Source organism: Corynebacterium sp. MC3 (assembly GCF_900099485.1).
GTDB classification, from domain to species: domain Bacteria; phylum Actinomycetota; class Actinomycetes; order Mycobacteriales; family Mycobacteriaceae; genus Corynebacterium; species Corynebacterium pseudogenitalium.
Map to the genome: position 1 here is coordinate 173,486 of NZ_LT622816.1, position 23,773 is coordinate 197,258.

Annotated in this window: 22 protein-coding genes; 11 read left to right on the forward strand and 11 right to left on the reverse strand. The window is 59.8% G+C overall.

Features of this window, described 5'->3' with window-relative positions:
• Window positions 1-3: 3 nt before the first annotated feature.
• Window positions 4-1,095, reverse strand: a complete 1,092-nt coding sequence (locus tag BQ4436_RS09735) for an amidase family protein (RefSeq protein ID WP_255366185.1) — start codon at window positions 1,093-1,095, stop codon at window positions 4-6.
• Between the two features lie 138 nt (window positions 1,096-1,233).
• On the opposite strand from BQ4436_RS09735, the gene frr reads away from it, so the two are divergent.
• Genes frr through rlmN form a run of 3 tightly spaced genes read left to right on the forward strand, consistent with a single transcriptional unit; the run spans window position 1,234 to window position 3,851 of the window.
• Entirely contained in the window at window positions 1,234-1,791 is a 558-nt protein-coding gene (gene frr / locus BQ4436_RS09740; RefSeq protein ID WP_070362284.1) for a ribosome recycling factor, read from the forward strand.
• Window positions 1,792-1,803: 12 nt separating this feature from the next.
• Entirely contained in the window at window positions 1,804-2,733 is a 930-nt protein-coding gene (locus BQ4436_RS09745) for a phosphatidate cytidylyltransferase (protein ID WP_083329536.1), read from the forward strand.
• A 20-nt stretch (window positions 2,734-2,753) separates the two neighbouring features.
• Window positions 2,754-3,851, forward strand: a complete 1,098-nt coding sequence (gene rlmN, locus BQ4436_RS09750; RefSeq protein ID WP_070976663.1) for a dual-specificity RNA methyltransferase RlmN — start codon at window positions 2,754-2,756, stop codon at window positions 3,849-3,851.
• Between the two features lie 93 nt (window positions 3,852-3,944).
• On the opposite strand, the gene BQ4436_RS09755 is transcribed toward rlmN, so the two are convergent.
• Window positions 3,945-4,385: a DUF2631 domain-containing protein gene (locus BQ4436_RS09755; RefSeq protein WP_070976666.1), complete on the reverse strand. Its 441-nt coding sequence runs from the start codon at window positions 4,383-4,385 to the stop codon at window positions 3,945-3,947.
• 327 nt (window positions 4,386-4,712) lie between these two features.
• Between BQ4436_RS09755 and dxr the strand changes: the two genes are divergently transcribed.
• From dxr to map, 5 genes are all read left to right on the forward strand, one after another.
• The gene (gene dxr / locus BQ4436_RS09760) at window positions 4,713-5,876 is read left to right on the forward strand and encodes a 1-deoxy-D-xylulose-5-phosphate reductoisomerase (protein ID WP_070976667.1); all 1,164 of its coding nucleotides are present in this window, start codon (window positions 4,713-4,715) and stop codon (window positions 5,874-5,876) included.
• A gap of 10 nt (window positions 5,877-5,886) precedes the next feature.
• The gene (locus tag BQ4436_RS09765; protein WP_070976669.1) at window positions 5,887-7,122 is read left to right on the forward strand and encodes a M50 family metallopeptidase; all 1,236 of its coding nucleotides are present in this window, start codon (window positions 5,887-5,889) and stop codon (window positions 7,120-7,122) included.
• A 20-nt stretch (window positions 7,123-7,142) separates the two neighbouring features.
• A complete protein-coding gene (gene ispG / locus BQ4436_RS09770; protein ID WP_070362289.1) occupies window positions 7,143-8,306 on the forward strand; it encodes a flavodoxin-dependent (E)-4-hydroxy-3-methylbut-2-enyl-diphosphate synthase in 1,164 nt (387 codons plus the stop codon).
• 62 nt (window positions 8,307-8,368) lie between these two features.
• Complete coding sequence (locus BQ4436_RS09775; protein WP_070976671.1) at window positions 8,369-10,192, forward strand: penicillin-binding transpeptidase domain-containing protein; 1,824 nt, start codon at window positions 8,369-8,371, stop codon at window positions 10,190-10,192.
• A gap of 35 nt (window positions 10,193-10,227) precedes the next feature.
• Window positions 10,228-11,127 carry a type I methionyl aminopeptidase gene (gene map / locus BQ4436_RS09780; RefSeq protein WP_070977149.1) on the forward strand — a complete coding sequence of 300 codons (900 nt, stop codon included), beginning with the start codon at window positions 10,228-10,230 and terminating at the stop codon, window positions 11,125-11,127.
• A 131-nt stretch (window positions 11,128-11,258) separates the two neighbouring features.
• On the opposite strand, the gene BQ4436_RS09785 is transcribed toward map, so the two are convergent.
• The 4 genes from BQ4436_RS09785 to BQ4436_RS09800 form a co-directional block, all read right to left on the reverse strand.
• Window positions 11,259-11,705 (reverse strand): hypothetical protein, encoded by a 447-nt coding sequence (locus tag BQ4436_RS09785; protein ID WP_070976674.1) that lies wholly within the window; start codon window positions 11,703-11,705, stop codon window positions 11,259-11,261.
• A 53-nt stretch (window positions 11,706-11,758) separates the two neighbouring features.
• Window positions 11,759-12,166, reverse strand: coding sequence for a hypothetical protein (locus BQ4436_RS09790; protein ID WP_070976677.1), 408 nt, complete (start codon window positions 12,164-12,166; stop codon window positions 11,759-11,761).
• Between the two features lie 343 nt (window positions 12,167-12,509).
• Window positions 12,510-13,922, reverse strand: coding sequence for a mycothione reductase (gene mtr / locus BQ4436_RS09795; protein WP_070976680.1), 1,413 nt, complete (start codon window positions 13,920-13,922; stop codon window positions 12,510-12,512).
• Between the two features lie 3 nt (window positions 13,923-13,925).
• Complete coding sequence (locus BQ4436_RS09800; RefSeq protein ID WP_070976684.1) at window positions 13,926-14,930, reverse strand: alpha/beta hydrolase; 1,005 nt, start codon at window positions 14,928-14,930, stop codon at window positions 13,926-13,928.
• A 258-nt stretch (window positions 14,931-15,188) separates the two neighbouring features.
• Here BQ4436_RS09800 and mqo point away from each other — a divergent pair, with 258 nt between their 5' ends.
• Window positions 15,189-16,685, forward strand: coding sequence for a malate dehydrogenase (quinone) (gene mqo, locus BQ4436_RS09805; protein WP_070976687.1), 1,497 nt, complete (start codon window positions 15,189-15,191; stop codon window positions 16,683-16,685).
• Window positions 16,686-16,743: 58 nt separating this feature from the next.
• Here mqo and BQ4436_RS09810 read toward each other — a convergent pair whose 3' ends face one another.
• Complete coding sequence (locus tag BQ4436_RS09810; protein ID WP_070976690.1) at window positions 16,744-17,952, reverse strand: protein adenylyltransferase SelO family protein; 1,209 nt, start codon at window positions 17,950-17,952, stop codon at window positions 16,744-16,746.
• An 87-nt stretch (window positions 17,953-18,039) separates the two neighbouring features.
• Between BQ4436_RS09810 and BQ4436_RS09815 the strand changes: the two genes are divergently transcribed.
• Window positions 18,040-19,008 carry a class I SAM-dependent methyltransferase gene (locus BQ4436_RS09815; protein WP_070977152.1) on the forward strand — a complete coding sequence of 323 codons (969 nt, stop codon included), beginning with the start codon at window positions 18,040-18,042 and terminating at the stop codon, window positions 19,006-19,008.
• Here the strand turns inward: BQ4436_RS09815 and BQ4436_RS09820 are convergent.
• The 3 genes from BQ4436_RS09820 to BQ4436_RS09830 are packed head-to-tail and all read right to left on the reverse strand — an operon-like array spanning window position 18,983 to window position 21,123.
• The gene (locus tag BQ4436_RS09820; RefSeq protein WP_070976693.1) at window positions 18,983-19,678 is read right to left on the reverse strand and encodes a thermonuclease family protein; all 696 of its coding nucleotides are present in this window, start codon (window positions 19,676-19,678) and stop codon (window positions 18,983-18,985) included. The genes BQ4436_RS09815 and BQ4436_RS09820 overlap by 26 nt on opposite strands.
• The gene (locus BQ4436_RS09825) at window positions 19,675-20,400 is read right to left on the reverse strand and encodes a DUF1648 domain-containing protein (RefSeq protein WP_070976697.1); all 726 of its coding nucleotides are present in this window, start codon (window positions 20,398-20,400) and stop codon (window positions 19,675-19,677) included. The genes BQ4436_RS09820 and BQ4436_RS09825 overlap by 4 nt, the downstream gene beginning before the upstream one ends.
• A complete protein-coding gene (locus tag BQ4436_RS09830; protein WP_070976698.1) occupies window positions 20,401-21,123 on the reverse strand; it encodes a YaaA family protein in 723 nt (240 codons plus the stop codon).
• A 30-nt stretch (window positions 21,124-21,153) separates the two neighbouring features.
• On the opposite strand from BQ4436_RS09830, the gene BQ4436_RS09835 reads away from it, so the two are divergent.
• On the forward strand, window positions 21,154-22,935 hold the full coding sequence (locus BQ4436_RS09835; RefSeq protein WP_070976700.1) for a proline--tRNA ligase: 1,782 nt from the start codon (window positions 21,154-21,156) through the stop codon (window positions 22,933-22,935).
• A 20-nt stretch (window positions 22,936-22,955) separates the two neighbouring features.
• On the opposite strand, the gene BQ4436_RS09840 is transcribed toward BQ4436_RS09835, so the two are convergent.
• Complete coding sequence (locus tag BQ4436_RS09840; RefSeq protein WP_176754851.1) at window positions 22,956-23,771, reverse strand: DUF4439 domain-containing protein; 816 nt, start codon at window positions 23,769-23,771, stop codon at window positions 22,956-22,958.
• Window positions 23,772-23,773: the final 2 nt, after the last annotated feature.

Genomic DNA, 23,773 nt, shown 5'->3' on the forward strand with positions numbered 1-23,773 from the left:
GAGTTAATCGGGCAGCCCAAAATGTTCGACGGTGCGCGCTACCGAAAGTAGCGCGCGTCCGCCAACTGTGACTGACCCAAGGTGGAGCGCCCCGACTGCGACAGCGGGGCTGCCCATCACATTGAACAGCGTGCACCAGGGCGTCCACACTGTTTGTTGGTAAAAGCTCTCATCCGGGGTGAGGGAGGAGAAGTAGCCAATTGGTGGGGGATCAAACGCAATCGTGGGGGTGAGCACGATATCAACGTCCCACTCGTGTTGTACGTGTCTAAGTAGGTGCGCGAAGTGGTCATTCGCCGCAAATAGTTCTTCTGGAGTTACCGCGCAACCTTGTGTGTGCATCCATGCGAGGTAGTGATTGTCGAGCGGCTCTACGTTGCGGAAGCTGCTCGTGATGCGGTGTCTGAAGTGCTCGAACGTTGATTGTGCGTCCGCATAGGGGCGAAGTGACACTACATCGTGGTGTTTCCCGAGCTCACGTGCAGCGGCCTCAAGGGCATCACCGCGGCTCGTTGAAACAGTGGTGTTGGCGAAGAGGCCGTCGATAAGTACTCCGATGCGCAGTTTGCGTACCGCGGTGGGGTGATGCCCGTACAACTCAAACTGGTCTGCGACGCTGCGCGTGATAAAACCATTCGCGACTGCCCCGCGTGTTCCAGGCTTGTAACCAACGGCACCGCAGGCTGCAGCCGGGACCCGCAAGGACCCTCCAGCGTCCGTGCCGTGTGCAGCACGGTACAGCCCACTGCCCACGAGCACTCCGGCGCCTGCTGAAGAACCACCGGGCGTGCACCCAGGGAACAAGGGGGACTCTAAAAGCGGAGAGTGGGCTTCTTCGGCGTAGCACGTCGCCCCTAGCTCGGCTGTCAGTGACTTTCCAGGGATGGCTGCCCCAGACTCAAGGAGTGCTGCGACGATTGGGCTGTGCTCTTCCGCGATGACGCTGCGTGACGGGTTGCCGTGCGTGGTGGGCATTCCAGCGACATCCGTTCCGTCTTTGATGGGGATTTGCCACGATGAAAGTCGGCCCTCAGCAGTGCGCAATGGAGTCGGGTGTGTATAGACCATCGCGGTACTGGCGGGGGAGTAAAGCATGGGGACAGTCTAGGCGTAACTTGCCTTGAATTCTGCCATTCCCCGTCAAGCCACGACACGGCTGGGAGTGAAACGCTGGTAGATTGGTGTGCGACTTATTTGTCCCGAACGCTTTTGTATAGAAGAAGTGGAGTAAAAATGATTGATGACGTGTTGCTTGATGCCGAAGAGCGTATGAGTGCTTCTGTTGATTTCACCCGCGATGACCTCGTAACGATTCGGACTGGTCGCGCTAACCCTGCCATGTTTAATGGCGTCATGGCTGATTTTTACGGTGCCCCAACCCCGATCAACCAGATGGCGACGATCTCTGTTCCGGAGCCACGCATGCTGCTGATCAAGCCGTACGACATGTCAACGCTCAAGGAAATTGAGACTGCCATCCGCAACTCTGATCTCGGCGTCAATCCGACCGATGACGGGCAAGTCATTCGCGTCACGATCCCACAGCTGACGGAAGATCGTCGCCGTGACCTGGTCAAGCAGGCCAAGCAGAAAGGTGAGGACGGCAAGATCGCTATCCGTAACGTCCGCCGCCACGGTATGGAAGCACTGAAGAAGATCCAGAAAGACGGCGACGCCGGCGAGGACGAAGTGCAGACCGCAGAAAAGGCACTGGACAAGACCACCCAGGGCTACGTGGCACAGATTGATGAGCTAGTTCAGCGCAAGGAAGCCGAGCTGATGGAGGTCTAAGCAGACCTTTCGATGAATAGAAAGCACCGCTACGTGAGACACTCGACAGATCAGTCAGGACCATCGGGCTGGCCCCGCATCGCGCCGCCCAAGCCGAAAAATGATGCGGGTCGCGACCTGCCAGCCGCCATCACGACCGGGGTCATCCTCGGTGCTGTGGTGATCGCTGCTGTGTGGGTTGGCCCTATGGCCTGGTATCCGCTTGTTGCTATCGCTGTAGCAGGTGGGATGTGGGAGGTGCTTACCCGTTTGCGGGAAGCGGGCTACCAGCAGCCGCGCACGCTGCTGATCATCCTCGGTCAGATCATGGTGTGGTCCTCTGCCGCCTACAAAACCGCTGGCGTAGTTGGCGCATTCGCGTTCACAGTGCTGTTCCTGATGTTTTGGCGGTTGTTCGACCACGGCAGGCACCAGACACCGACCAACTATCTCCGCGACACCGCCGTGGGAGTGTTCGTCCTGGCGTGGATTCCACTGTTTGGAAGCTTCGCTGCGATGGTTTCGCTTATCGACGAAGGCTCCGTCAGTGGTTCAGCGTTCATTGTCGCGTTCATGTGCTGCGTGGTGGCGTCTGACGTTGGGGGATACGCTGCTGGTGTGATGTTTGGTGCGCACCCGATGGCGCCGGCTGTAAGCCCGAAGAAGTCCTGGGAAGGATTTGCGGGCTCGATGATATTCGGGATCATTGCAGGCGTCGCGGTGGTCACGCTACTGATCAAGGGCCCGTGGTGGATGGGGATCCTTTTGGGTGCCGCACTGGTTATGTGCGCCACGATGGGCGATCTCGTTGAAAGTCAATTCAAGCGTGAACTCGGTATCAAGGATATGTCCCAGATACTGCCTGGACACGGCGGAATCATGGATCGCTTAGATGGTATGTTGCCAGCAGCGTGCGCAACGTACATTCTGCTCAGCGCTTCCGCATTGATGAATCCGTTCTAACGTGCAAAGATGGGGCAATTATGACTGAGACCCCAACACTGCCACTTCTGACCCCAAAGTTTGGTATGCCGCCGAAACACTTCGCTGATTTGTCGAGCGAAGAGCGCATCGAGGCCGTGAAGTCCCTCGGCCTGCCGAAGTTCCGTGCGGACCAGATTGCGCGCCACTACTACGGCAAGTTTGAAGCAGATCCCCTCACAATGACGGATCTGCCTGCCGCACAGCGCGAGAAGGTAAAAGAGGCTCTTTTTCCGACGCTGCTGACCCCAGTACGTCGGGTAGAGACCGATGAGGGAGACACCACCAAGACGTTGTGGCGGCTGCATGACGGCATTCTCCTGGAGTCTGTGCTGATGCGGTACAAGGACCGCGCGACGCTGTGTATCTCCTCACAGGCGGGTTGCGGAATGGCTTGTCCGTTCTGTGCGACCGGTCAGGGCGGTCTCGACAGAAACTTGTCAACTGCGGAGATCGTCGATCAGGTGCGAGCTGCAGCAGCCATGATGCAGGAGGAAGGCTCCCGTCTTTCCAACATCGTCTTTATGGGGATGGGAGAGCCGCTGGCGAACTACAAGCGCGTGGTCAGCGCAGTACGCCAGATCACGAGTCCAGCGCCGCAGGGATTCGGGATTTCTCAGCGCAACGTCACTGTGTCAACGGTTGGTCTCGCGCCGCAGATTCGAATGCTTGCCGACGAAGGCCTCTCCTGCACGCTCGCGGTTTCCTTGCACACCCCTGATGACGAGCTGCGCGACACACTGGTGCCGATGAACAACAGGTTTTCCGTGCAGGATGTGCTGGATGCAGCCCGCTACTACGCGGATACAACAGGGCGCCGCGTATCGATTGAGTACGCGTTGATTCGTGACATCAACGATCACGATTTCCGCGCCGACATGCTTGGCAGGAAGCTGCATCAGGCGTTGGGGCCGCTGGTACACGTCAACCTCATTCCGCTGAACCCAACTCCGGGTTCGAAGTGGGACGCGTCCCCGAAGGCGCGCCAGGATGAGTTTGTTCGTCGTGTGATTGCGCAGGGTGTGACGTGCACTGTCCGTGACACGAAGGGTCAGGAGATCGCTGCGGCTTGCGGGCAGCTCGCGGCGGAAGGCGAGTGACGTTGCGCCGAGTTTAGGTGCGCGAAAACGGCGCCACCCTCAACCTGTGAGTGGGGTGGCGCCGTTTATTGCTATTCGGTGTAAAGCGTGAAACTAGTGAATGCTCTGCTGCTGTGCACCGCGCAGTGTATTGAAACGCGCCGGATCGATGTTGAGGGCGCGCAGCTCGCGCTCATCGAGCTCGGCGTATGGGCCGGTCATCGTCTGCTGTGCGTAAATCCAGTCCGGCTCCTTGTGGCCAGCAGGCTTGTTGTGGGAGGTGACCGTGCGCACCTGGCTGAGCTTCGGCTGCAGTCCGTGGAAAATCAGTGCAACTGCAATCAAAACTGCAAATGCGAGCAGCCAAATCGTTTCTACGTGGCCGTGGTGGTTACCGAAGTTGTACGCGAGCAAGAAGATCACCGAGATCCACCCTGCGAGTTGAATCGTGCGCGGCTTGAACGCGCTCCACCCGAAGCGGGCGGAAGGGACGTCAGCTTCAGAAACGCCGTTATATACCTGTGGAGCTTTGTCCTGAGGGTGAGCCACTGCCATTCTCCTTGAGCTGTAGTCGTCCGCATCGGTTCGCATTATTGTGTATGCGCCCGACGGCGGACATGCTAAATCTGTGTGTACTGTGCATTATCTTTTCATATTGCAGGGCGCGATGGCACTGTGTAGCCCCCAATGAGTTCAAACTTTCGCATCATGTGCGTGAGGGGCAGCGGGGGAGGTGCGCTCGTGGGTGCGATGCGTGGTGGTGGGAATGACAGAGTATCCCCACGGTCGTATGTGCACATCTTGTGTATGCACCACGACGAGCGGTGGTCAAAAATACTTTAAGGAGAAACTAATTATCTATTTTTGCCGTGACGTGCCACAATGGAGGTTGTGAAAAAGGTTCTGATTCTTGGATCGACAGGCTCTATCGGCACACAGGCTCTCGATATCATTCGGAAGCACCCTGAAGACTTTGAGGTTGTCGGCATCGCGGCAGCAGGGCACAACCCTGAGCTTGTTATCCAACAGGCACAGGAGTTCAATCTGCGCCCAGAACAAATTGCAGTGCAGCAGCTCGACCCTGCGAAAGACGTTTCTCGCGCTGTGGGTGATGTCATTATCACAGGTGAGGACGCCGCTGCGGTTCTCGTTGAGATGCAAGACGCAGACATCGTGTTGAATGCACTTGTCGGTTCCGCCGGTCTTGAGTCGACGCTTGCGACGCTTCGCAAGGATGGCGTGCTAGCTCTGGCGAACAAGGAATCACTGGTTGCTGGCGGTCAATTCGTCATGGAGAAGGTGAAGCCTGGACAGCTCGTGCCGGTCGATTCTGAGCACTCTGCGATGGCCCAGTGCCTGCGCGCAGGGAGCCGTGCTGACGTTTCACGGTTCGTCCTTACTGCTTCGGGAGGCCCGTTCCGGGGGTGGACCCGCGAGCAGATGATGGAGGCAACTCCGCAGCAGGCTGGACAGCACCCGACGTGGTCGATGGGCACTATGAACACCTTGAACTCCGCCACGATGGTGAACAAGGGACTGGAGCTAATCGAGGCGACGCTGCTGTTTGGTATTGCGCCCGACATTATTGATGTCGTGGTGCACCCACAGTCGATTGTGCACTCGGCTATCACGTTTGCCGATGGTGCGACGATTGCACAGGCTTCGCCGCCGTCGATGATGTTGCCGATCTCCCACGCGCTCGCCTGGCCAGAGCGCATTCCTGGGGCACAACCAGCTTTGGACTTTTCACAGGCCAGCGATTGGACGTTTGCGCCGCTTGACGACGAAGCGTTCCCAGCTGTGCGTCTCGCTAGAGAAGCAGCCGCGATGGGGGATCCCTACCCGGCGGTGTATAACGCAGCGAATGAAGTCGCGGTGGAGGCGTTTCTCGCCGGGAAGATTCGGTTCCCACACATCGTGGACGTCGTAGGTTATGTTCTCGACGCAGCTGGGGCGTTTGCATTTGCGCCGACATCTATCGAAGATATTCTTCACGTGGATGCTGGTGCACGCCGGGCAGCAAAGGAAGTTATCGCCCAGCTGTAAGCCAGCCTGAATGGCCCGAAATGGCAAGGAGCAGCGAGTGGGCATTGTAGGAATCATACTTTTTGCCCTCGGCATTACGGTTTCCATCGCGCTCCATGAAGCGGGGCATATGTTCACCGCGCGCGCGTTTGGGATGCGAGTGCGCCGGTACTTCGTGGGGTTTGGGCCGAAGGTGTGGTCCGTGAAGAAAGGGGAGACGGAGTACGGCATTGCGGCTCTTCCCCTGGGCGGATTTTGCGATATCGCGGGGATGACCGCACAGGATCCTGTCACCGCTGACGAAGCGCCTGTTGCGATGTACCGTAAGCCGTGGTGGCAGCGTGTGGCGGTGCTCAGCGGTGGAATTGCGATGAACCTGCTGATTGGCGTTGTGGTGTTGTACTTTGTCGCGGTGTTCGCAGCGATCCCGAACCCGTATGCAGATCGAACCCCAACTGTGGGAGAACTGCAGTGCGCACCCGACCAAATTAGCGAGCGTGAGCTGGGTGAATGCACTGGCAATGGCCCCGGCTATGACGCAGGGCTGCGCGCAGGCGATAAGCTGCTCGCAGTTGATGGGGAAGCGCTCAAGACATTCCCGGAGCTGCGGGATTACGTGATTCGCCGCCCAGGTGAGATTGTGACGCTGACCGTGATGCGCGACGATGCGCAGCTCGACATCGACGTTCCACTCGCCACGGTGACCAGGATTGACCCAGCAACCGGTGCTTCTTTTGACGCTGGCGCAATTGGTGTGACGAGCGCTCCCGTGGAAGATGCGATGTGCCAGTTCGGGCCACTTGAGGCCGTACCGGCTACGGCAGCATTTACGGGGCAGATGCTCAGTGCGACGGTGCAGGGGCTTATCGCGTTCCCGTCGAAGATTCCTGGAGTTGTTGCCTCAATTTTTGGTGCTGAGCGTGAGCTCGACGGCCCAGTGAGTGTCATCGGTGCTTCCCGTGCGGGCGGTGAGCTAGCACAGCAAAGCATGTGGTCGATGTTTTGGATGATGTTGGCCAGTCTCAACTTCTTCCTCGCGCTGTTCAACCTGATCCCGCTCCCGCCCCTGGATGGTGGGCACATCGCAGTGGTGCTGTATGAGAAAATCCGTGATGCGCTACGCAAGTTGCGCGGGCTTGGGCCTGGTGGCCCTGCGGACTACCGCAAGCTGATGCCGCTGACGTATGCGATGGCTGCGGCATTGCTGACAATCGGTGTGTTTGTCATGCTTGCGGATGTGGTGAACCCAATCAAGCTGTTTGGGTAGCAGTGCTAGAGTAGGCAACTATGAATCTTCCCATCGGTTTAGGCATTCCTGAAGGCCCAGCGCCAACGCTCGCACCTCGTCGAAAGACCCGTCAGTTGATGGTTGGCGGAGTGGGGGTCGGGTCGGATCACCCGATCACGGTCCAGTCGATGACGACCACGAAGACGCATGACATTAATGCAACGCTGCAGCAGATCGCCCAGCTGGCGACGGCTGGTTGCGACATTGTGCGTATTGCCTGCCCGAAGACGGTTGACGCCGATGCGCTGCCAGCGATTGCGGCGAAGTCGCCTATCCCGGTGATTGCGGATATTCACTTCCAGCCGAAGTACATCTTCGCGGCGATTGACGCTGGGTGCGCCGCTGTACGCGTGAACCCGGGCAACATTAAAGAGTTTGACGGTCGCGTGAAGGAAGTCGCGAAGGCTGCGGGGGACGCTGGTATCCCGATTCGTATCGGCGTCAACGGTGGTTCGCTGGATAAGCGTCTGCTGGAGAAGTACGGTCGCGCTACCCCTGAAGCTCTCGTCGAGTCTGCGATCTACGAGGCTGGCTTGTTCGAGGAGTACGGCTACGGCGATATTGCGATCTCCGTGAAGCACTCTGACCCGGTGCTCATGGTGGAGGCATACCGCCAGCTGGCGGAGAAGACTGATTATCCGCTGCACCTAGGCGTGACTGAGGCCGGCCCGAAGTTCATGGGCACCATTAAGTCCTCCGTTGCATTCGGCGCGTTGCTCTCGCAGGGCATCGGCGACACGATTCGCGTTTCGCTCTCTGCTGACCCTGTGGAGGAGATCAAGGTTGGCGACCAGATTCTGCAGTCGCTGAACCTGCGTCCGCGCAAGCTTGAGATCGTCTCCTGCCCGTCCTGTGGTCGTGCACAGGTCGATGTGTACAAGCTCGCCGAGGAGGTTACCGCTGGTCTTGAGGGGATGGAGTATCCGCTGCGCGTCGCCGTCATGGGCTGTGTTGTTAACGGACCTGGTGAGGCTCGTGACGCCGACCTAGGTGTGGCTTCTGGTAACGGCAAGGGTCAGATCTTCGTGAAGGGCGAGGTCGTTGAGACTGTTCCAGAGTCGAAGATCGTTGAGACACTCATTGCCCATGCTCAGCGCATTGCTGAGGAAGAGGGCCTCGAAGAGGTTGAGGGCGCACGCGCGGAAGTCAAGGTCACGCGCTAGATAATCCGTCTGTGGGAGTGGCGCAGGCGACGTTTGTTTGGTGACCTTGGTATTTTAGGTCCATGCAACGTCTCCTCGCTTTGCTCCTGAGCGTAGTTTTCACGGGCGCGCTGGCCACAGCATGCACACCGCGCCCGAATGATGTTGAGCCCGTCGCACGCGAGTTTCTCGATAGCCTTGTCAGCCTTGACGGGACTCAATTTAGCGAACTTGTCGACGTCCCCTCGGACGCCGAGGCGTCATTTGCGGAGACAGTCGAAGGACTCCAGGCGGAATCGCTTGAGGCGACGATCACCGATGTTCATCAAAGTGACAACCTTGCGACTGTCTCGTACCACTTGAAGTGGGGCCTGCCGAAAGAACGCACGGTCGAGTACGACTCCCACATGACGTTGACCCAGATCGGCGAGAAGTGGACCGTACGTTGGCAGCCGAGCGTCTTGCACCCGCGCTTGGGTGCGCAGCAGCACCTGGAACTGCGCTCGGTAGCGGCATCGAAGGCGAGTGTTGTTTCTTCCGATGGGGTAGAGCTGCTGCGGCCGGGGACAGCGTTCCGCATCCTGGTGGAAAAGCACGCGGTGCGTGACATCCCGGACACCGCTCATAGGATTTCTGCCTTCCTCCAAGATGCCCGTGGCAAGTCATCCGCGGTGCCCGAGATTCCCGCGGATGAACTAGAGAACAGCCTCCTTCAGGCTCAGGGCACGTACTCAGTTGCGATGGTGCCGGCCGAATTCGGTGATGCCGCCAAGGCTGCGTTTAGTTCCGTGCCGGGAGTGCGTATCAACGAGGAAGCGGCGATGGTGAATATCGAGCCGGATTTCGCGCCGGATATGCTCGCTCGCGTTGGTGAGCTTGTTCGCGATGACCTCATCGGCGACGACGGCTGGAGCGTGAGCGTGGTCAACGAGCACGGCGCGGTGCTGGAGGATATTGAACGCCACGCCCCGGCTCCTGCACCTGCAATAGAGGTGAGCCTGGACCACAGCGTGCAGCTGGCTGCAGAGCGGGCACTCGAGCCGTATGCCGGACGACAGGCGATGATTGTTGCTATCCGCCCATCCAATGGTGCGGTGCTTGCTGTTGCACAGACGCGCGAGGCCGACCGTGAGGGCAACCTCGCGACGATGGGCCAGTACCCACCAGGCTCAACGTTTAAGATCATCACAGCTGCGGCGGGCCTCGAGCGCCAGGCTCTTACTCCGGGTAGTACCGTGCCCTGCCCGGGAACCATGAACCTGTACGGCAGGACCGTGACGAACTACGCTGGGTTCTCTCTCGGCAACGTCTCACTACAGTCGGCATTTGCGCACTCGTGCAACACGACATTCGCCGACATTTCCACGAAGCTTGCCCCTGGTGAGCTTCGGGATATCGGCAAGCAGTTCGGGTTGGGCCTTGATATGAAGATCCCTGGCCTGGAGACCATCACCGGCTCCATCCCGGTAGGCGAGGAGCCACTCGACCGAACAGAGGCCGGGTACGGGCAGGGCCATGACCTTGCGAGCCCGTTCGGTATGGCGCTCGTGGCTGCGTCTGCCGCGAATGGCTCAATGCCGATCCCTTACCTGATTAAGGGAGCGGAGACTGAGCTGAGCGAGTCTGCGCCTCGTATGCCGGATGAGGCATGGCACCAGCTGCAGGAAATGATGGCGGCGGTGACCGCCCCGGGTGGTACCGCGGCGGGCATGACCGCCGGTGGTGATATCCGCGGCAAGACCGGTGAGGCGGAAATCAACCAGGGGTCGCATTCGTGGTTCACCGGCTACCGTGTCGACGATGACATAGCATTCGCTGCCTTGGTCGTGCTTGGCGGTGGATCGGAGGCTGCAGTCGCGTTGACGAATTCGATGCTGGTGAATCTTGACCAGTCGCGCGGGGGTTAGTTCGACCTCAGTAGGCAGGTACTACTATGGGGCGCATGAGCAAACGAGGAAAACTAAAGCAAGAAGCGTCCACCCCAATCCGGAAGGTTCCGAAGGACATTGAGCGTCCCGAGTACGCCTGGAAGGACGACGTACAGGAAAACATCGGCGAGCCGTACGTGCAGGACCCCGAGACGATCGAGAAGATGCGCGAGAGCTCCAAGATCGCCGCGAATGCACTGGCGGTTGCGGGTGCAGCTGTGAAGCCTGGCGTGACGACTGACGAGATCGACCGCGTGGCCCACGAGTACATGCTTGACCACGGAGCGTACCCGTCCACGCTTGGCTACCGTGGCTTCCCGAAGTCGTGCTGTGTGTCTCTCAACGAGATTGTGTGCCATGGTATCCCGGATAGCACTGTGATTGAGGACGGCGACATCGTCAACATCGACGTCACCGCATACAAGAACGGTGTGCACGGTGACACGAATGCGACGTTCCTAGCTGGCGATGTCGCCCAGGAGCATAAGGATCTGGTCCAGCGCACGTACGAGGCGATGATGCGTGGTATCAAGGTCGCGAAGCCTGGCCGTGAGATCAACGTGATCGGCAGGGTCATCGAGTCCTATGCGAAGCGCTTCGGCTACAACGTGGTCACTGACTTCACTGGCCATGGTGTTGGCCCAACGTTCCACAACGGACTCGTGGTGCTCCACTACGACTCCGATGCCTACCGGGACATCCTGGAGCCAGGCATGACATTGACGATCGAACCGATGATCAATCTCGGCGCGCTGCCGTACGACATTTGGGATAACGGCTGGACAGTGCAAAACCGCGACGGTAAGTTCACCGCCCAGTTCGAGCACACCTTGGTAATTACCGAGGACGGCAACGAGATCCTCACCATTCCGGATAAGGACGTTGCTGAGGGCCAGCTGATGTTGGGCGCGTAAACAGCTCCTAAAGGCGCTGAATCGCTGTTGGTGTTTGTCCTAAGACGCCAGCAGCGATTGTTTTTACCGAAAAGAAAACTGCCCTGCCGCGTGTTGCGACAGGGCAGAACCCGTTTCCTGAGAAGCAGATCTTAGAGCTTGATCAGGCCGTTGTAGGAAGCGAAGTTGAAGCCAGCGATGATCAGGCCAACCAGTGCGCCGATGCCAGCGATGACGGTGCCGTCAATCCAAGCGCGTGCCCACTGAGGGACAGCCGCAGCGTCAGTCTCTTTACCGAACGCATCGGTGGCGTAGAAAGGCTTGTCGGTGTCATCGTAGTAGTGGGAGGAACCAGCGCCAGAGAACAGGCCCTTGGTGCCCTCGGAGATGACCTTGCCGGCTTCCTTGTCGCCTTCCTGCTTGCCCGTGAAGATTACCTGGCGGTCAGCCTTAGGCTTAGGCGTCTCGGTGGCGGTTGGGACGGTCTCTGGCTTTGCAGGAGTATCGGTCTTCTCTGTTGCGGAAGCGGTGGCAATGCCGCCAAGAGCGACAGTCAGTGCGGTTGCGGAAGCAACAGCTGCGGTGCGGAAGTTACGCATTGAGTTTCCTTCTTTCGAAATTTATTGATTCAGTTGCGGAAATCCGCGATTACTTACTTGGCTGCTGGCAGACCGTGAACAACGAAGTTGTATGCAGGTCCAACGATCAGGCCGACTGCTGCAGCGACGGAGGTGAATACGGTGAGGACGTAGCCGATCTGCGCCCACACTGGCTGGTCCCCAAAGCCCTCCTTCTTGATGCCGAACAGAGCCTTAGCGTTAGCGCCCTTGGCCTGAACCTTGCCGTTCTCGTCCTTCTCCCAAGCGCCCAGCTTGTGGCCGATCTTGGTGGAAGAGCCACCGAGGTTCTTGTTCTTGTCGATCTGCTTGTCCGGAGCGACGTTGACGGTCGGGGTTGGGGTAGCGGTAGTGGACTCTTCCGCGATAGCGACGGAAGCGGAGCCGAATGCTACAGCGACTGCGGTAGCGCCTGCGAGGGCTGCCTTACGGAAATTACGCATGAAACGAAATCCTTCTCTGATAGATACTTACAAGACGTCCGGGTGGAAGTTCGGAGAAATCCAGAACCTGTGAAGGCCCTAGGACCGATAGCAAGCCCCATGTGGACTCTGCCCGGTGTCGGTGACCTACTTTAGACCAACGCGGGCAAGATTGCACAAGTTATCCCAAAAATCCGTGAGAGAACTTTCAGTAAGCCCGCGTATGGCCTGCTGCACCAACAGGAGAATCGTCGCGCGCGTCACATGCGTTACACGTGGTCAAGTCACCTGGGGAAATGCGTGCAGCTATTAGGGGTGCCTTGCCTGGGTTCAATGCCACCCCGTTTTGGGGTGGTGGTAAGTTTTAATCGCCGATAAATACAAGGTCAAGACCAAGAATTGCGTTTTCGATGACCTCCGGCAGGGCAGGGTGGATCCAGTATTGCTTGCGCACAACCTCTCGAAGGTCCATGTCGAACGCCATGATGGTGATCAGCTGCTGGACGAGCGTGGAGGCTTGTGGACCAATAAGGTGGGCTCCCAGGAGTCTCCCAGTTTTCTTGTCGGCGACAAGCTTTACGATGCCTGAGGTGTCCTCGAGTGCCCACCCGTAGGCGACGTCGCCGTAGTTCTGTTGCTTCACGGTGACGTCGTAGCCTTCGTCTTGTGCCTCTTTCTCCGTGAGGCCAACTGTGGCGATCTGTGGCTCGGTGAAGACGGCGAAGGGGACGTGCTCGTGCGGCATGGAGCGGTAATCGGACTCGGGGGCGCCATTCATCGCCGCCAGTAGGTTGTAGCGCACGGCACGCATCTCCGCGTTAGCTACATGCTTGAGCTGATACGGGGAGGAGACGTCGCCGAGTGCCCACACGCCAGGGCACGTGGTGCGCCCGTAACTATCGACGGCCACGCGACCGTCATCTTCCATATCGATGCCCGATGCCTCGAGCGACATCTGGTCGCCGTTCGGGATACGGCCCATGCCGATCAGGAGGTGCTCGCTGGTGATGGCTGTGCCATCGTCGAGCATGATCGTGACCCCGTCCTCGTTGTGTTGGGCGTTGCGGACGGTGCCGAAGTGGACGTCGAAACGCTCCTGGGCGAGTTCATTGAAGCGCTGGGTGATGTCCTCATCTAAGGTGCGCAGGAACGGTGAGCGGTTCACCACCGTGACTTTGGTGCCGAGGGCATCAAAGACGTGGGCGAACTCCATTGCGATGAAACCGCCGCCCACGATCGTCAGTGATTTGGGGAGCTCCGGCAGGCGCATGATGTCCTCGTTCGTGTGGAACGGAACTGCCTTTGCCCACTCTGGGATGAAGGGGCGCGATCCTGCGGCGATCACGACCTGATCTGCGGAGATCGTGCGTGCGTCGTCGCCGATGCCGGTGGAAATTGTCTTCGGGGCGACGAATCTTGCGTGCTGGTCGAAGACGGTGACGTTGGGGCACTCGTCGCCACGGCGGTAGGCTTCGCCACCCTCAGCAATCTTGTCGATGCGCTCGGTGAAGACACGGTCGACGATTGAGGGCCAATCAACGCCCCGGTATTCCAAGTCGACGCCGAGCTTCTTAGACGTGCGGGCCTGGTAAGCGGCGTCGGCTGCGAGCACATACATCTTTGTCGGAATACAGCCGACGTTGAGGCATGTCCCGCCGAAGGTGCCTTTCTCCACGATGGCAACCTTCTTGTCGTCGAACTCCGGGGTAAGGATTGAGTTGCCGGACCCGGTGCCAATAATAATGAGGTCAAAATGCTCGTCTACGTGAATGCTCATTGGTTACTCCTTAGGTGTTGTGAGGGTCTGCAGCCACTGGATGGAGGCGCGGTAAGCGGCTGTGCGCGAGTAAGGCTCGGAAAGAAAGACGTCGTGGCGGGCGCCATCGATGGCGACGGTGGTGGTGCCGTCAGCAACGTGGGGCGCCCAGTAGCTGATCTGGTCGACGTCCAGGATGGTGTCCGCGGTATCGGCTGCAGGGGTGTATTCGTTTTTCAAAAAAGAATGCGAGGAATGCAGGACCAGCGTTGGAACACCAGCGTTTATCGACCCCGAGTGAATCTTTGCCTGCGCCTGAAGTACAGCGCGCATCCAGCCGAAATATTTCCGATGCCCGGAGATCGGTTTCCACTGCTTGTTGAAGGACCATGAACCATGATCCTCGTAGTGGAGAGATTTACCGTAGGCCGTAAGACTTCCGCCGGGGAGCGGGAGCAGTGGGACCACGCGGCCAAGAATATTAATGACTGGTTTGAATGCCGTCGTCAGCGCTTTCGGAAACTGCAAGTCTAGCCAGGGGCTGTTCAGAATGATGCCCGCTATTAGATCGTGGACTTCGGGGTTGTTACGGCGCATCTCATCGGCCCATAGAGGCGCGATAAGACCACCCGTAGAGTGTGCGAGGAGTACCACCTGGCCGTGTTCCTGGGCTACGTACTGCACCGCCTTCGTAATCTCGGGGAAGTAGTGGGACATATCTCGGGTGTAGTGCCAGCGCTCACCTCGCTGCCGTGAGCGCCCGCAGCGACGAAGGTCGAGTGCATAAAATGGATAACCCTGTTCGTGGAAGTGTTCGGCCACATGATCCTGGAAAAAGTAATCGGACATGCCGTGAATCCATAGTAAGGCTGGTTGTCCAGGATTGGACGGTGGCGTTGGGCTCATTCTTACGAGTGTCGCGACGACTGGTTGGTGGGTATCCGGGTCCTCTCCAAGGGGGAGAGTTAGTTGCTCAAAGCCTTCCCCCAAGACGTCCGGTTGCCAGTGGTTGTTGCTAGTTTTGGCCATGTAGGAATGGTAACCGACTGGCCAAAAGCTTGCTTGGGTGCGCTGGTGTGGCGTCATTGACTATTTGGTCTAGGGGTGGGGGCGGGTGTAGGGGGTGGGGTGACTACACGCATGAAGCAAAAACAAAATGTGGGCACAAGGGGTAACGTAAGGTGGAAACTGTTCAGCTAATAAGCGTATGGTTACAGAGGTTACGCACCTGCCTGAAATGTGCGTTGCACTCGTACAACGATATGGATCGAAGAGGGAATAATACGAATGTCTGAGACGGGCAACATCCAGTACGTTGATGAGGTTGACGTACTGCATATCGGCGCCGGAATTATGAGTGCCACGCTGGGAGCAATGATCCGGGAGCTTGAGCCGGAGTGGACCCAAGCGGTGTATGAACGACTTGAGGGGCCAGCGCAGGAATCTTCCTACCCGCTGAACAATGCGGGAACCGGGCACTCTGCGCTTTGCGAACTGAACTACACGCCTGAAAAGAATGGGCAGATTCAGATCACGAAAGCGCTTGCGATTAATGAGAAGTTCCAGACTGCGCGCCAGTTCTGGTCTCATCAGATTGAGAACGGCAAGCTGGGGGATCCGAGCGAGTTCATTCACCCAGTGCCACATGTTTCGTTCGCACAAGGTCAGGATCAGATTGATTACCTGCGCCGCCGCTATGAGGCGCTGTCGGCGAATCACATGTTCCCGGGCATGGAGTTTTCGGCGGAGGAAGACAAGTTTGCTGAAAAGCTTCCGCTGATGGCCAAGGGCCGCGACTTCGGTGCTGAGCCGGTCGCGATCTCCTGGATGGACGCAGGCACTGACATTAACTATGGGGCGCTGACCCGTCAGTTTTTCGACGCCTCCGTGAAGGCTGGCACCCAGATCCACTATGGGCACGAGGTGCTCAACCTGAAGCGTGAGGGCAAGCTGTGGAATGTCACCGTCCGCAACGTTCGCACTGGCGATAAGCATGTTGCACGTGCGCGCTTCGTGTTCGTAGGTGCAGGCGGCTACGCCCTCGACCTGCTGCGTAAGGCAGGCGTGCCGGAAGTGCACGGATACGCCGGATTCCCGATTTCAGGTATGTGGCTGCGGACCAACAACCAGGAGCTCGTCGCGCAGCACCAGGCCAAGGTATACGGCAAGGCAAAGGTGGGTGCGCCTCCGATGTCTGTCCCACACCTCGACCTTCGCGTCATTGACGGCGAGCAATCCCTGCTGTTCGGTCCGTACGGTGGTTGGAGCCCGAAGTTCTTGAAGAAGGGTTCCTACCTGGACCTGTTCAAGTCGATCCGCCCTGACAACATTCCTTCTTATCTCGGTGTTGCGGCCTCAAACATCGGCCTGGTGAAGTACCTGGTGGAGGAAGTCTTCCGCGACTTCGACGGCAAGATTGACGTGCTGCGCCAGTACTACCCGGAGGTCAACCCGGCTGACTGGGACGTTGCAGTCGCAGGCCAGCGTGTGCAGGTGATCAAGCCAGCACGTGCGCCGAAGTTCGGTTCCCTCGAATTCGGTACCGCGCTGGTCAACGACCAGGACGGCACGATCGCGGGCATCCTGGGTGCGTCGCCGGGTGCGTCGATTACCCCGGCTGCGATGATTGAGCTGCTGGAGCGCTGCTTCGGCGAGCGTATGGTCTCTTGGGGCGACAAGCTGCACGAAATGTTCCCGACCTATGGCGTATCGCTGCGCGACGACAAGGCAGCGTACGAGAAGCAGTGGGAGTGGACGCAAAAGACGCTTGGTCTGCAGGCGTAGTAACCGCTTGAAAGTATTCGCCACACGGTTTCCGGTTGTACCGGCGCCGTGTGGCTTTTTACGTTCCGCAGAACGTCGTGAATGCGCCGTCAGGTTCCCTCTCGAGCATCCACGGCTCCCCGGCATCCGCGTCGTATGGGTGGGTGACTGCCTGGAGCAAAGCGGTGAACAGTCTGTAGTCGCCGTCGTGCTCGACCGCGTCGAGTGCGTCTTGTAGCGCGAAGTTTTTCGGCACATACAACGGGCCTGGGCGTCCGTTGACGCCGTGTTTACGGTTGTAGGCGGCGAGGTCGTCGGCACCTACTACTGCATCGAGGCCGTTCGGCCCGAACCAGCGCTTGGTGGCGCCCTCCCAGCGCTCAGGGATAGTGGCAAGGATGTTGTTAGTGCTTGACTCCGGCATCAGCGGGAGCAGTGCTTCCGCGAGGCGGACCAGGTTCCATGCGATCACATTGGGCTGGGCTCCGAAGCAGTAGCGTCCATGCCGATCGATGGATGAGAAGCATGAGTGCGGGTTAAACCCTTGGGTGAAGGCGCAGGGCCCGTAGTCGATGGTTTCGCCACTGAGCGCGGTGTTGTCCGTGTTCATGACGCCGTGCACGAACCCGTAGCGCATCCACTGCGCTACCAGTTCGAGCTGCTTGTCGACGACCACCTCCAGCAGCCTTTCCGCAGCATCGAAGCCTGCGGCGTGCACAACTGCTTCCAAGAGCTCATGGGACTGAGTTGCTGCGTACTGCACCGAGCCAACGCGTAGGTGGGAGCGCGCGACGCGGACCATGATGCCCGCTGGAACGGGGCCGCTGGTGCGCATGATCGTCTCCCCGGTGCTGATGACGGCCAGCGCGCGTGTGGTTGGAACACCGATTGCGTGCATATGTTCCGAGACCAGGTACTCGCGCAGCATTGCGGTCAGTGGGCCCTTCCCGTCGGAGCCCGGGCGGGAGAAAGGGGTGCGCCCGCTTCCCTTGAGCTGGATCTCGTACCCGCTGCGGTCGCCGAGGAGGGTTGCGCGGCCGTCGCCAAGCAGGGGCACGAACGAGCCGAATTGGTGGCCGGCGTAGGCAGTTGCCACCCCGCCTGTGGCACCGCACATCCAGGCGATGCCCTCATCACTGCGAAGCCACTCCGTGTCGAGGTCGAGCTCGGACGCGACTGACTCGTTGAGGTAGCTCACCTGGGCGTTGGGGAAGTGCGTGGGCGCCACCGTGTCGGCCATGCCTGGGAGTGTTTCCGCAAAGTGTTGGTGGAGCTCGGGGTAATGCATGCCAACAGCCTAAACTGTCTGGGCAAGGAGCAAAAGGAGAGAACATGCAGCAGTACCTGGTGTTGACGCAGTGGGAGGTAAGTGGCCGTGCGCGCGCTTGACCGGCTGATCTGGGAGCAGGCGAGTGAACTCGAGGGGTTCGAGTCAGCCGACATCCTCAACGTGTGCAACGACCCGACCGGGGCGCTTGTGCGTGCCGGGGTGGAAAGCGGGAAGCGTGTCGTCGTCGCGGACACGGACTACTCCCGCTGCCGGCAAGCAGCAGCGTTGGGCGCAGAGGTCGTCGGTGATCAGCGCCTCGATGAGTACCTGGCGGGGTTGTCCGGTTCGTGCGTTGCGTTGGGAGAGATGCCGAAGTCGCTCGCGCGCCTTGACTACCTCGCGCGCAGTATCGCGGGTGCAGGGTTTACGCAGGCGGACGTCGTGTTGGGGGCGAACAACAAGCACCTGAGTCGGACCATGAACAGCGTGTTGGAGCAGTCCTTCGTTGAGGTGCACGCCACGCGGGGGAGAGGTAAATTCCGCTGCCTCGCGGCGCGTGGCCCAAAGCCTGTGTCCTACACGCCGGTAGAAGAAAACGGGTTCGTTGCCATCGGAGGCGTCTTCGCGGGGGCGCGGGCGGACTACGGCGGGCAGCTGCTGCGGTCGTGTCTTCCGGACGCCCCCGGCGCGCTATTGGACCTCGGTTGCGGCAATGGGGCTGTTTCAAAGGGGCTTGAGGGGGAGGTGTGTGCCACGGATGCTGATGCGGACGCGGTGCTTTCCGCCCGCGCGATCGGTATTGACGCGACCTGGGATGATGCCGGAAGCAAGTTTGCCGACGCCTCCTTCGACACCGTGGCGCTCAACCCTCCATTTCACGCGGGCACGACCGTGGATACGACGCTGGTGGAGCATCTGCTGGACGCATCGCATCGCCTGTTGAAACCGGGCGGTCAGCTCTTCATAGTGTTCAACTCGCACCTGCCGTACCGTGCCCAGGTCACGAAGCGTTTTGCACAGGTGGAGCAGGTGGCGAGGAACTCGAAGTTTACGGTTTTGACAGCTCGTCGATAAGGCGTTGCTGTTCGTCGAGGTACTCCATGGCGGGCTCGCGGAACGTGAAGTTTCGCGTGCGCTTCACGCTGTCGCGCAGTGCGTCGACGTAGTGCTGGCAGCGGCCGACAAGCCCGCGGTCACCGGGGGAGCGCTCGAGCTCCTCGATGCCGGTGGTGAGCATTTCTAACGTCACTTGTTGCGTTGGTTCTGTGAACCAGCACTCGGGCCCCAGCCCGTAGATGCCGAGGGAATCGCGCACCGCAGGTGCGGCCTCTGCCTCGAGGCGCTGCGTGAACTTCGTGTTCGGCGCGTACTCGACGACTCGGGCAAGCCCCTCGGATACCATCACAGCGTTGACGAATTGGCCGTCGTGAAACACACCGGCAAGCGTGCGCCCGTAGCGGTCGGTGCGCTCCTGGTCGTATTCGAGGCGTGCACCCGCGCCTTCGGGGAGGAGCTCCTCGAGTCGCCGGGTTGCGTCGTCAGCTAAGCACTCGCCGCGCTCCGGAGTATCAATCCCGAGCAGGCGAACGCGCTCTTGCCCAGCGGGGCCGTCGACAACGATCGTGTCGCCGTCAACAACCTGTGCGACGTGAAACTCAGCCTCCGGGGCGTCGACCTGCTGCCAGACCCAGCTACCGGCAGCGAGCAGCACAATGGCGGCGAGGAGCCCAAACACCTTTTTCATAGCATGGCCACCAGCACCGTGAAGAGCGTGTACACCACGACAGCGGCCAGCATCCGTACCAAGTACCGTTTGCCCAGCTGCTGCCCACGGTTGATGATGAGGCGAGTCGGCCGGGACGGAACTGAAATTGCGGCCATCGGATCGCTCGGGGCGTTGTAGACGCCTAAGAAGAATTCGTCATCAGCTCGGGCAATCTCCTCCGCATCGGGCTCGACCTTCTTCGAGGACGTCAGCCGCACCATCAGCACGAGACTGCCGACGACAACCAGGATGGTGAACGCCACCCAAACAGCGGGGGCCAACCACTGCATGTGGGCAAACGCTGGAAGGCGCGTTGTCACGTCGCTGACGAGAAACGCGACAGCAACCGCTACCGCGAACCACCCCAAGAAGCGCCACGTCAGGTGCACAACCTGTTCTACCCGCTGCGCAACACTCACCGAGTACGGTACGGAGGGACTCCCAGGGACCGGCTGTGGCTGTGCAAGTCCACGTGGAGGAAGGCACGCCAACATTAGCAGGGCAGTTCCTGCTGAATACAGCGGCATCATCAGCACGTGCCGTGGCGTCTTCGGCTCCCAACTGTCTGCCTGTCCCGCCGCGTCAAAATGCACCGCAATAGGGTCAGGAATACTGTCCCAGTACAGCAGCAACAGCGCCACGTGCGCTAGCAGCACAATGGCGGCAACACCCCACGGTTTCCAGTTCACCGGCGCACCCATCTACGTCCCTTCCACCACAAGCGTCAGCACCAAACCATTCACCTCGACAGCATAACCCGCGGCCTCGGCAACCTCGGCGACCTCACGTATCGACGCCACCTCCGGCCCACACGCCAGCGCCCTGGCCAGCAGCCCCTTGTAGTGCTTATTAAAGTGGCTGACCACCTTGCGCGACCCATCCGGGGCAACGGACTCCACCCGTACCGTCACCGCGCCATCGACAGGCCCAAGCTTCTCGTACGCGCCAGAGCGCATATCCACCACGAACGGCTCCTTCGAAAGCGCCTCCGAAACCGCTGACCCCCAGCGTGCCCGCATCGTCGGCAGCGACCCATCCGCAGCAGGCACCTTCGACGAGGCAGAGACCCGGTAGCGCGGAATCATGTCATCAGCACGCACAACACCAAACAGCGCCGAGCCAACCGCCAAACGGCGAATCGCATCATCCGGCAACGTCTCAGGAACCAGCGCGTCATACAGCACCCCCGTATAGCGATAAATCGCAGGCATCACCGGGCCAGTGCGCAGCGACTGATTCTCCACCGCCTCCTCCCGCTTCGTCTTCGGGATCTTGAGCAGCCCCATCATCTCGTCTACGTCCATTGCGGAGAGGTCGTCGAAAAGTGAAGCACGCACCGAATCAAGGGCAGGGAAGGAGACAGACATGGCGTCGCGCTCGCCGCCGGGCGCCTTCGTCTCGGAAGGAGGGAGCAGGATCAACATGCAACTCACCCTAGCGCTAAGATATGCCCCATGATTACACGCCTGTCAGAGCTATTCCTGCGCACACTGCGCGAGGACCCCGCCGATGCCGAAGTCCCTAGCCACAAACTGCTCGTCCGAGCAGGCTACGTCCGTCGCGCCGCGCCGGGCGTCTACAGCTGGCTGCCCCTCGGGCTTCGCACGCTGCGCAAGATCGAGGGCATCGTCCGTGAAGAAATGAACAGCATGGGCGCACAAGAGCTGTTGTTCCCGGCGCTTCTTCCACGCGAACCATACGAGCTGACCAATCGCTGGACCGAATACGGCGACGACCTCTTCCGCTTGCAGGATCGCAAGGGCGCCGACATGCTGCTTGGCCCAACCCACGAAGAGATGTTCACTGCAGCAGTTAAGGACATGTATTCCTCCTACAAGGACTTCCCGGTCACGCTCTACCAAATCCAGACCAAGTACCGCGACGAAGCACGCCCACGCGCCGGGATTCTCCGCGGCCGCGAGTTCGTGATGAAGGACTCATACTCCTTCGATATGTCGGACGAAGGCTTGGACAACTCGTACGCCAAGCATCGCGAGACCTACCAGCGCATCTTTAACCGCGTTGGCATCCGCTACGAGATCTGCAAAGCAACCTCCGGAGCGATGGGTGGCTCCGCATCCGAGGAGTTCCTTGCGTACTCCGAGAACGGTGAGGACACCTTTGCTGTGTCGACCGCGGGAGATTACGCCGCCAACGTTGAGGCAGTGACCACGGTTGCACCTGAACCACGCCCGATTGAAGGGCTGCCGGAGGCCGTCGAGCACGCCACCCCAGCTTCCGAGACCATCGCGGCACTCGTGGAGTGGGCACAGGAGGCAGGAGTGCTTATCGACGGCCGCCCTGCCGAAGCCTCCGACACCCTGAAGTGCATGATGATCAAGGTCGACGACCCACGCGTGCTCGACGACAACGGTAAGCCGGTCGGCCCGCAGCTCGTCGGCGTTGTGATCCCGGGCGATCGCGAGCTCGACGAAAAGCGCCTGGAAGCTTCCCTGGAACCAGCGACGTTTGAGCTGGCCAGCGACGAGGACTTCACCAAGAGCGACTTCCTGGTGAAGGGCTACGTCGGGCCACGCGCACTGCAAGCCAACGGTGTACGCGTCCTCGCGGACCCGCGCGTGGTGGAAGGTTCCGCGTGGATCACCGGTGCAGACGCTCCTCAGAAGCACGTCGTCGGCCTCGTTGCCGGCCGCGACTTCACCGTCGACGGGTTTATCGAAGCCGCCGAGATCAAGGAAGGCGACCCCTCACCGTCCGGCAACGGCACAGTGAAGCTTGCCCGTGGCATCGAACTGGGCCATATCTTCCAACTCGGACGCAAGTACACCGAGGCAATGGATGTGCAGATCCTGGACGAGAACGGCAAGCGTGCTGTCCCTACCATGGGTTCCTACGGCATCGGCATCTCGCGCATGATGGCCGTCGTCGCGGAGCAGAAGCACGACGAGAAGGGCCTCGTGTGGCCAGTTGCAGTCGCGCCGTACCAGGTACACGTTGCCGTCGCGAACAAGGACAAGGCAGCCATGGAGGCTGGAGACGCTCTCGTACAGGAACTCAGCGACAAGGGCATCGAAGTGCTTTACGACGACCGCCCAAAGGTTTCTCCAGGCGTCAAGTTCAAGGATGCCGAATTGCTCGGCATGCCGTTCGTTGTGATCCTCGGTCGCTCGTTCGCCGACGGCATCGTTGAGCTTCGCATCCGCGGCGGCGAGACCCTTGAGGTCCCAGCTGGTGAGGTTGTGGCGAAGCTGCAGCAGCTCATCGCCGAAAGCTAATTCGGCAGTAGCAAGGAGCCTTATGCTTGCTGCGCGTGCGCGGCAAGCATAAGGCTTTGTTGTTTCCACTCGGAAGAGCTGGCTTGGGATACGGTTCCCCTCCAGGTATTGGTGAGCTGGGCGGAGAGGGCGTCGACAAGCGCTTCGGCATCTGCTGCATCATCGAGCGCATCATCGTGGGCGAGTTGATACCCAGCTGCTGCGACTGGAATCGAGTCAGCGTCGCGCAGTGCGGTGCGCAGGAACGCGACGCGCTCATCGGAGGCGTCCTCCAACGCGGCGATACGCGCGTGCAGCGGCGCATCCGCATATGCCTTTGCCAGCCCCAGCCCATAGAGGAACTCGTACTCTGTTTTGAGCGCCGCACTGGCAAGCTCGATATCGCCCTTGTTTTGCAGTGCGGCGACGTCCTCAGCGTCGAGTTCGGGGCCGATTGCCGCGATGATGTCGACGGCCTGCGCCGCAACTAAGTCTCGCGACTGCGCTGGAACCTTCTCCAAAGAAGCTGTCACGGACTGCTCGACGAACTCTTGCAGTCCTGCATCATCGCTGACACCCACGGCTTCACCAGGGCCCGTGGAAAATTCGCAGCTGCGCGGCAACTCCGCGTCAATGTTGCCGCAGAGTCGCGCAACCTCTCCAAAAAGTTCGTCCGCCTGCTTGCCACGAAGCTCAGCGAGTGCTGGATCCGAAAGACTGCGCGCATCCGCAGTCGCCTGTTGCGCAAGGACAAGCACTGCTTTGTCGGGGCGGGGACCAACAATACCGAGAAGGTCGCACGACGAAAGCGTCAGCGACAACGGCACCGCAAGAACAGCAACCAGCAATTTTTTCACGG

Coding starts and splice junctions, on each gene's coding strand:
- BQ4436_RS09735 (WP_255366185.1), bottom strand. CDS start 1,095: ATGCTTTACTCCCCCGCCAGTACCGCGATGGTCTATACACACCCGACT.
- frr (WP_070362284.1), top strand. CDS start 1,234: ATGATTGATGACGTGTTGCTTGATGCCGAAGAGCGTATGAGTGCTTCT.
- BQ4436_RS09745 (WP_083329536.1), top strand. CDS start 1,804: ATGAATAGAAAGCACCGCTACGTGAGACACTCGACAGATCAGTCAGGA.
- rlmN (WP_070976663.1), top strand. CDS start 2,754: ATGACTGAGACCCCAACACTGCCACTTCTGACCCCAAAGTTTGGTATG.
- BQ4436_RS09755 (WP_070976666.1), bottom strand. CDS start 4,385: ATGGCAGTGGCTCACCCTCAGGACAAAGCTCCACAGGTATATAACGGC.
- dxr (WP_070976667.1), top strand. CDS start 4,713: ATGGAGGTTGTGAAAAAGGTTCTGATTCTTGGATCGACAGGCTCTATC.
- BQ4436_RS09765 (WP_070976669.1), top strand. CDS start 5,887: ATGGCCCGAAATGGCAAGGAGCAGCGAGTGGGCATTGTAGGAATCATA.
- ispG (WP_070362289.1), top strand. CDS start 7,143: ATGAATCTTCCCATCGGTTTAGGCATTCCTGAAGGCCCAGCGCCAACG.
- BQ4436_RS09775 (WP_070976671.1), top strand. CDS start 8,369: ATGCAACGTCTCCTCGCTTTGCTCCTGAGCGTAGTTTTCACGGGCGCG.
- map (WP_070977149.1), top strand. CDS start 10,228: ATGAGCAAACGAGGAAAACTAAAGCAAGAAGCGTCCACCCCAATCCGG.
- BQ4436_RS09785 (WP_070976674.1), bottom strand. CDS start 11,705: ATGCGTAACTTCCGCACCGCAGCTGTTGCTTCCGCAACCGCACTGACT.
- BQ4436_RS09790 (WP_070976677.1), bottom strand. CDS start 12,166: ATGCGTAATTTCCGTAAGGCAGCCCTCGCAGGCGCTACCGCAGTCGCT.
- mtr (WP_070976680.1), bottom strand. CDS start 13,922: ATGAGCATTCACGTAGACGAGCATTTTGACCTCATTATTATTGGCACC.
- BQ4436_RS09800 (WP_070976684.1), bottom strand. CDS start 14,930: ATGGCCAAAACTAGCAACAACCACTGGCAACCGGACGTCTTGGGGGAA.
- mqo (WP_070976687.1), top strand. CDS start 15,189: ATGTCTGAGACGGGCAACATCCAGTACGTTGATGAGGTTGACGTACTG.
- BQ4436_RS09810 (WP_070976690.1), bottom strand. CDS start 17,952: ATGCATTACCCCGAGCTCCACCAACACTTTGCGGAAACACTCCCAGGC.
- BQ4436_RS09820 (WP_070976693.1), bottom strand. CDS start 19,678: ATGAAAAAGGTGTTTGGGCTCCTCGCCGCCATTGTGCTGCTCGCTGCC.
- BQ4436_RS09825 (WP_070976697.1), bottom strand. CDS start 20,400: ATGGGTGCGCCGGTGAACTGGAAACCGTGGGGTGTTGCCGCCATTGTG.
- BQ4436_RS09830 (WP_070976698.1), bottom strand. CDS start 21,123: ATGTTGATCCTGCTCCCTCCTTCCGAGACGAAGGCGCCCGGCGGCGAG.
- BQ4436_RS09835 (WP_070976700.1), top strand. CDS start 21,154: ATGATTACACGCCTGTCAGAGCTATTCCTGCGCACACTGCGCGAGGAC.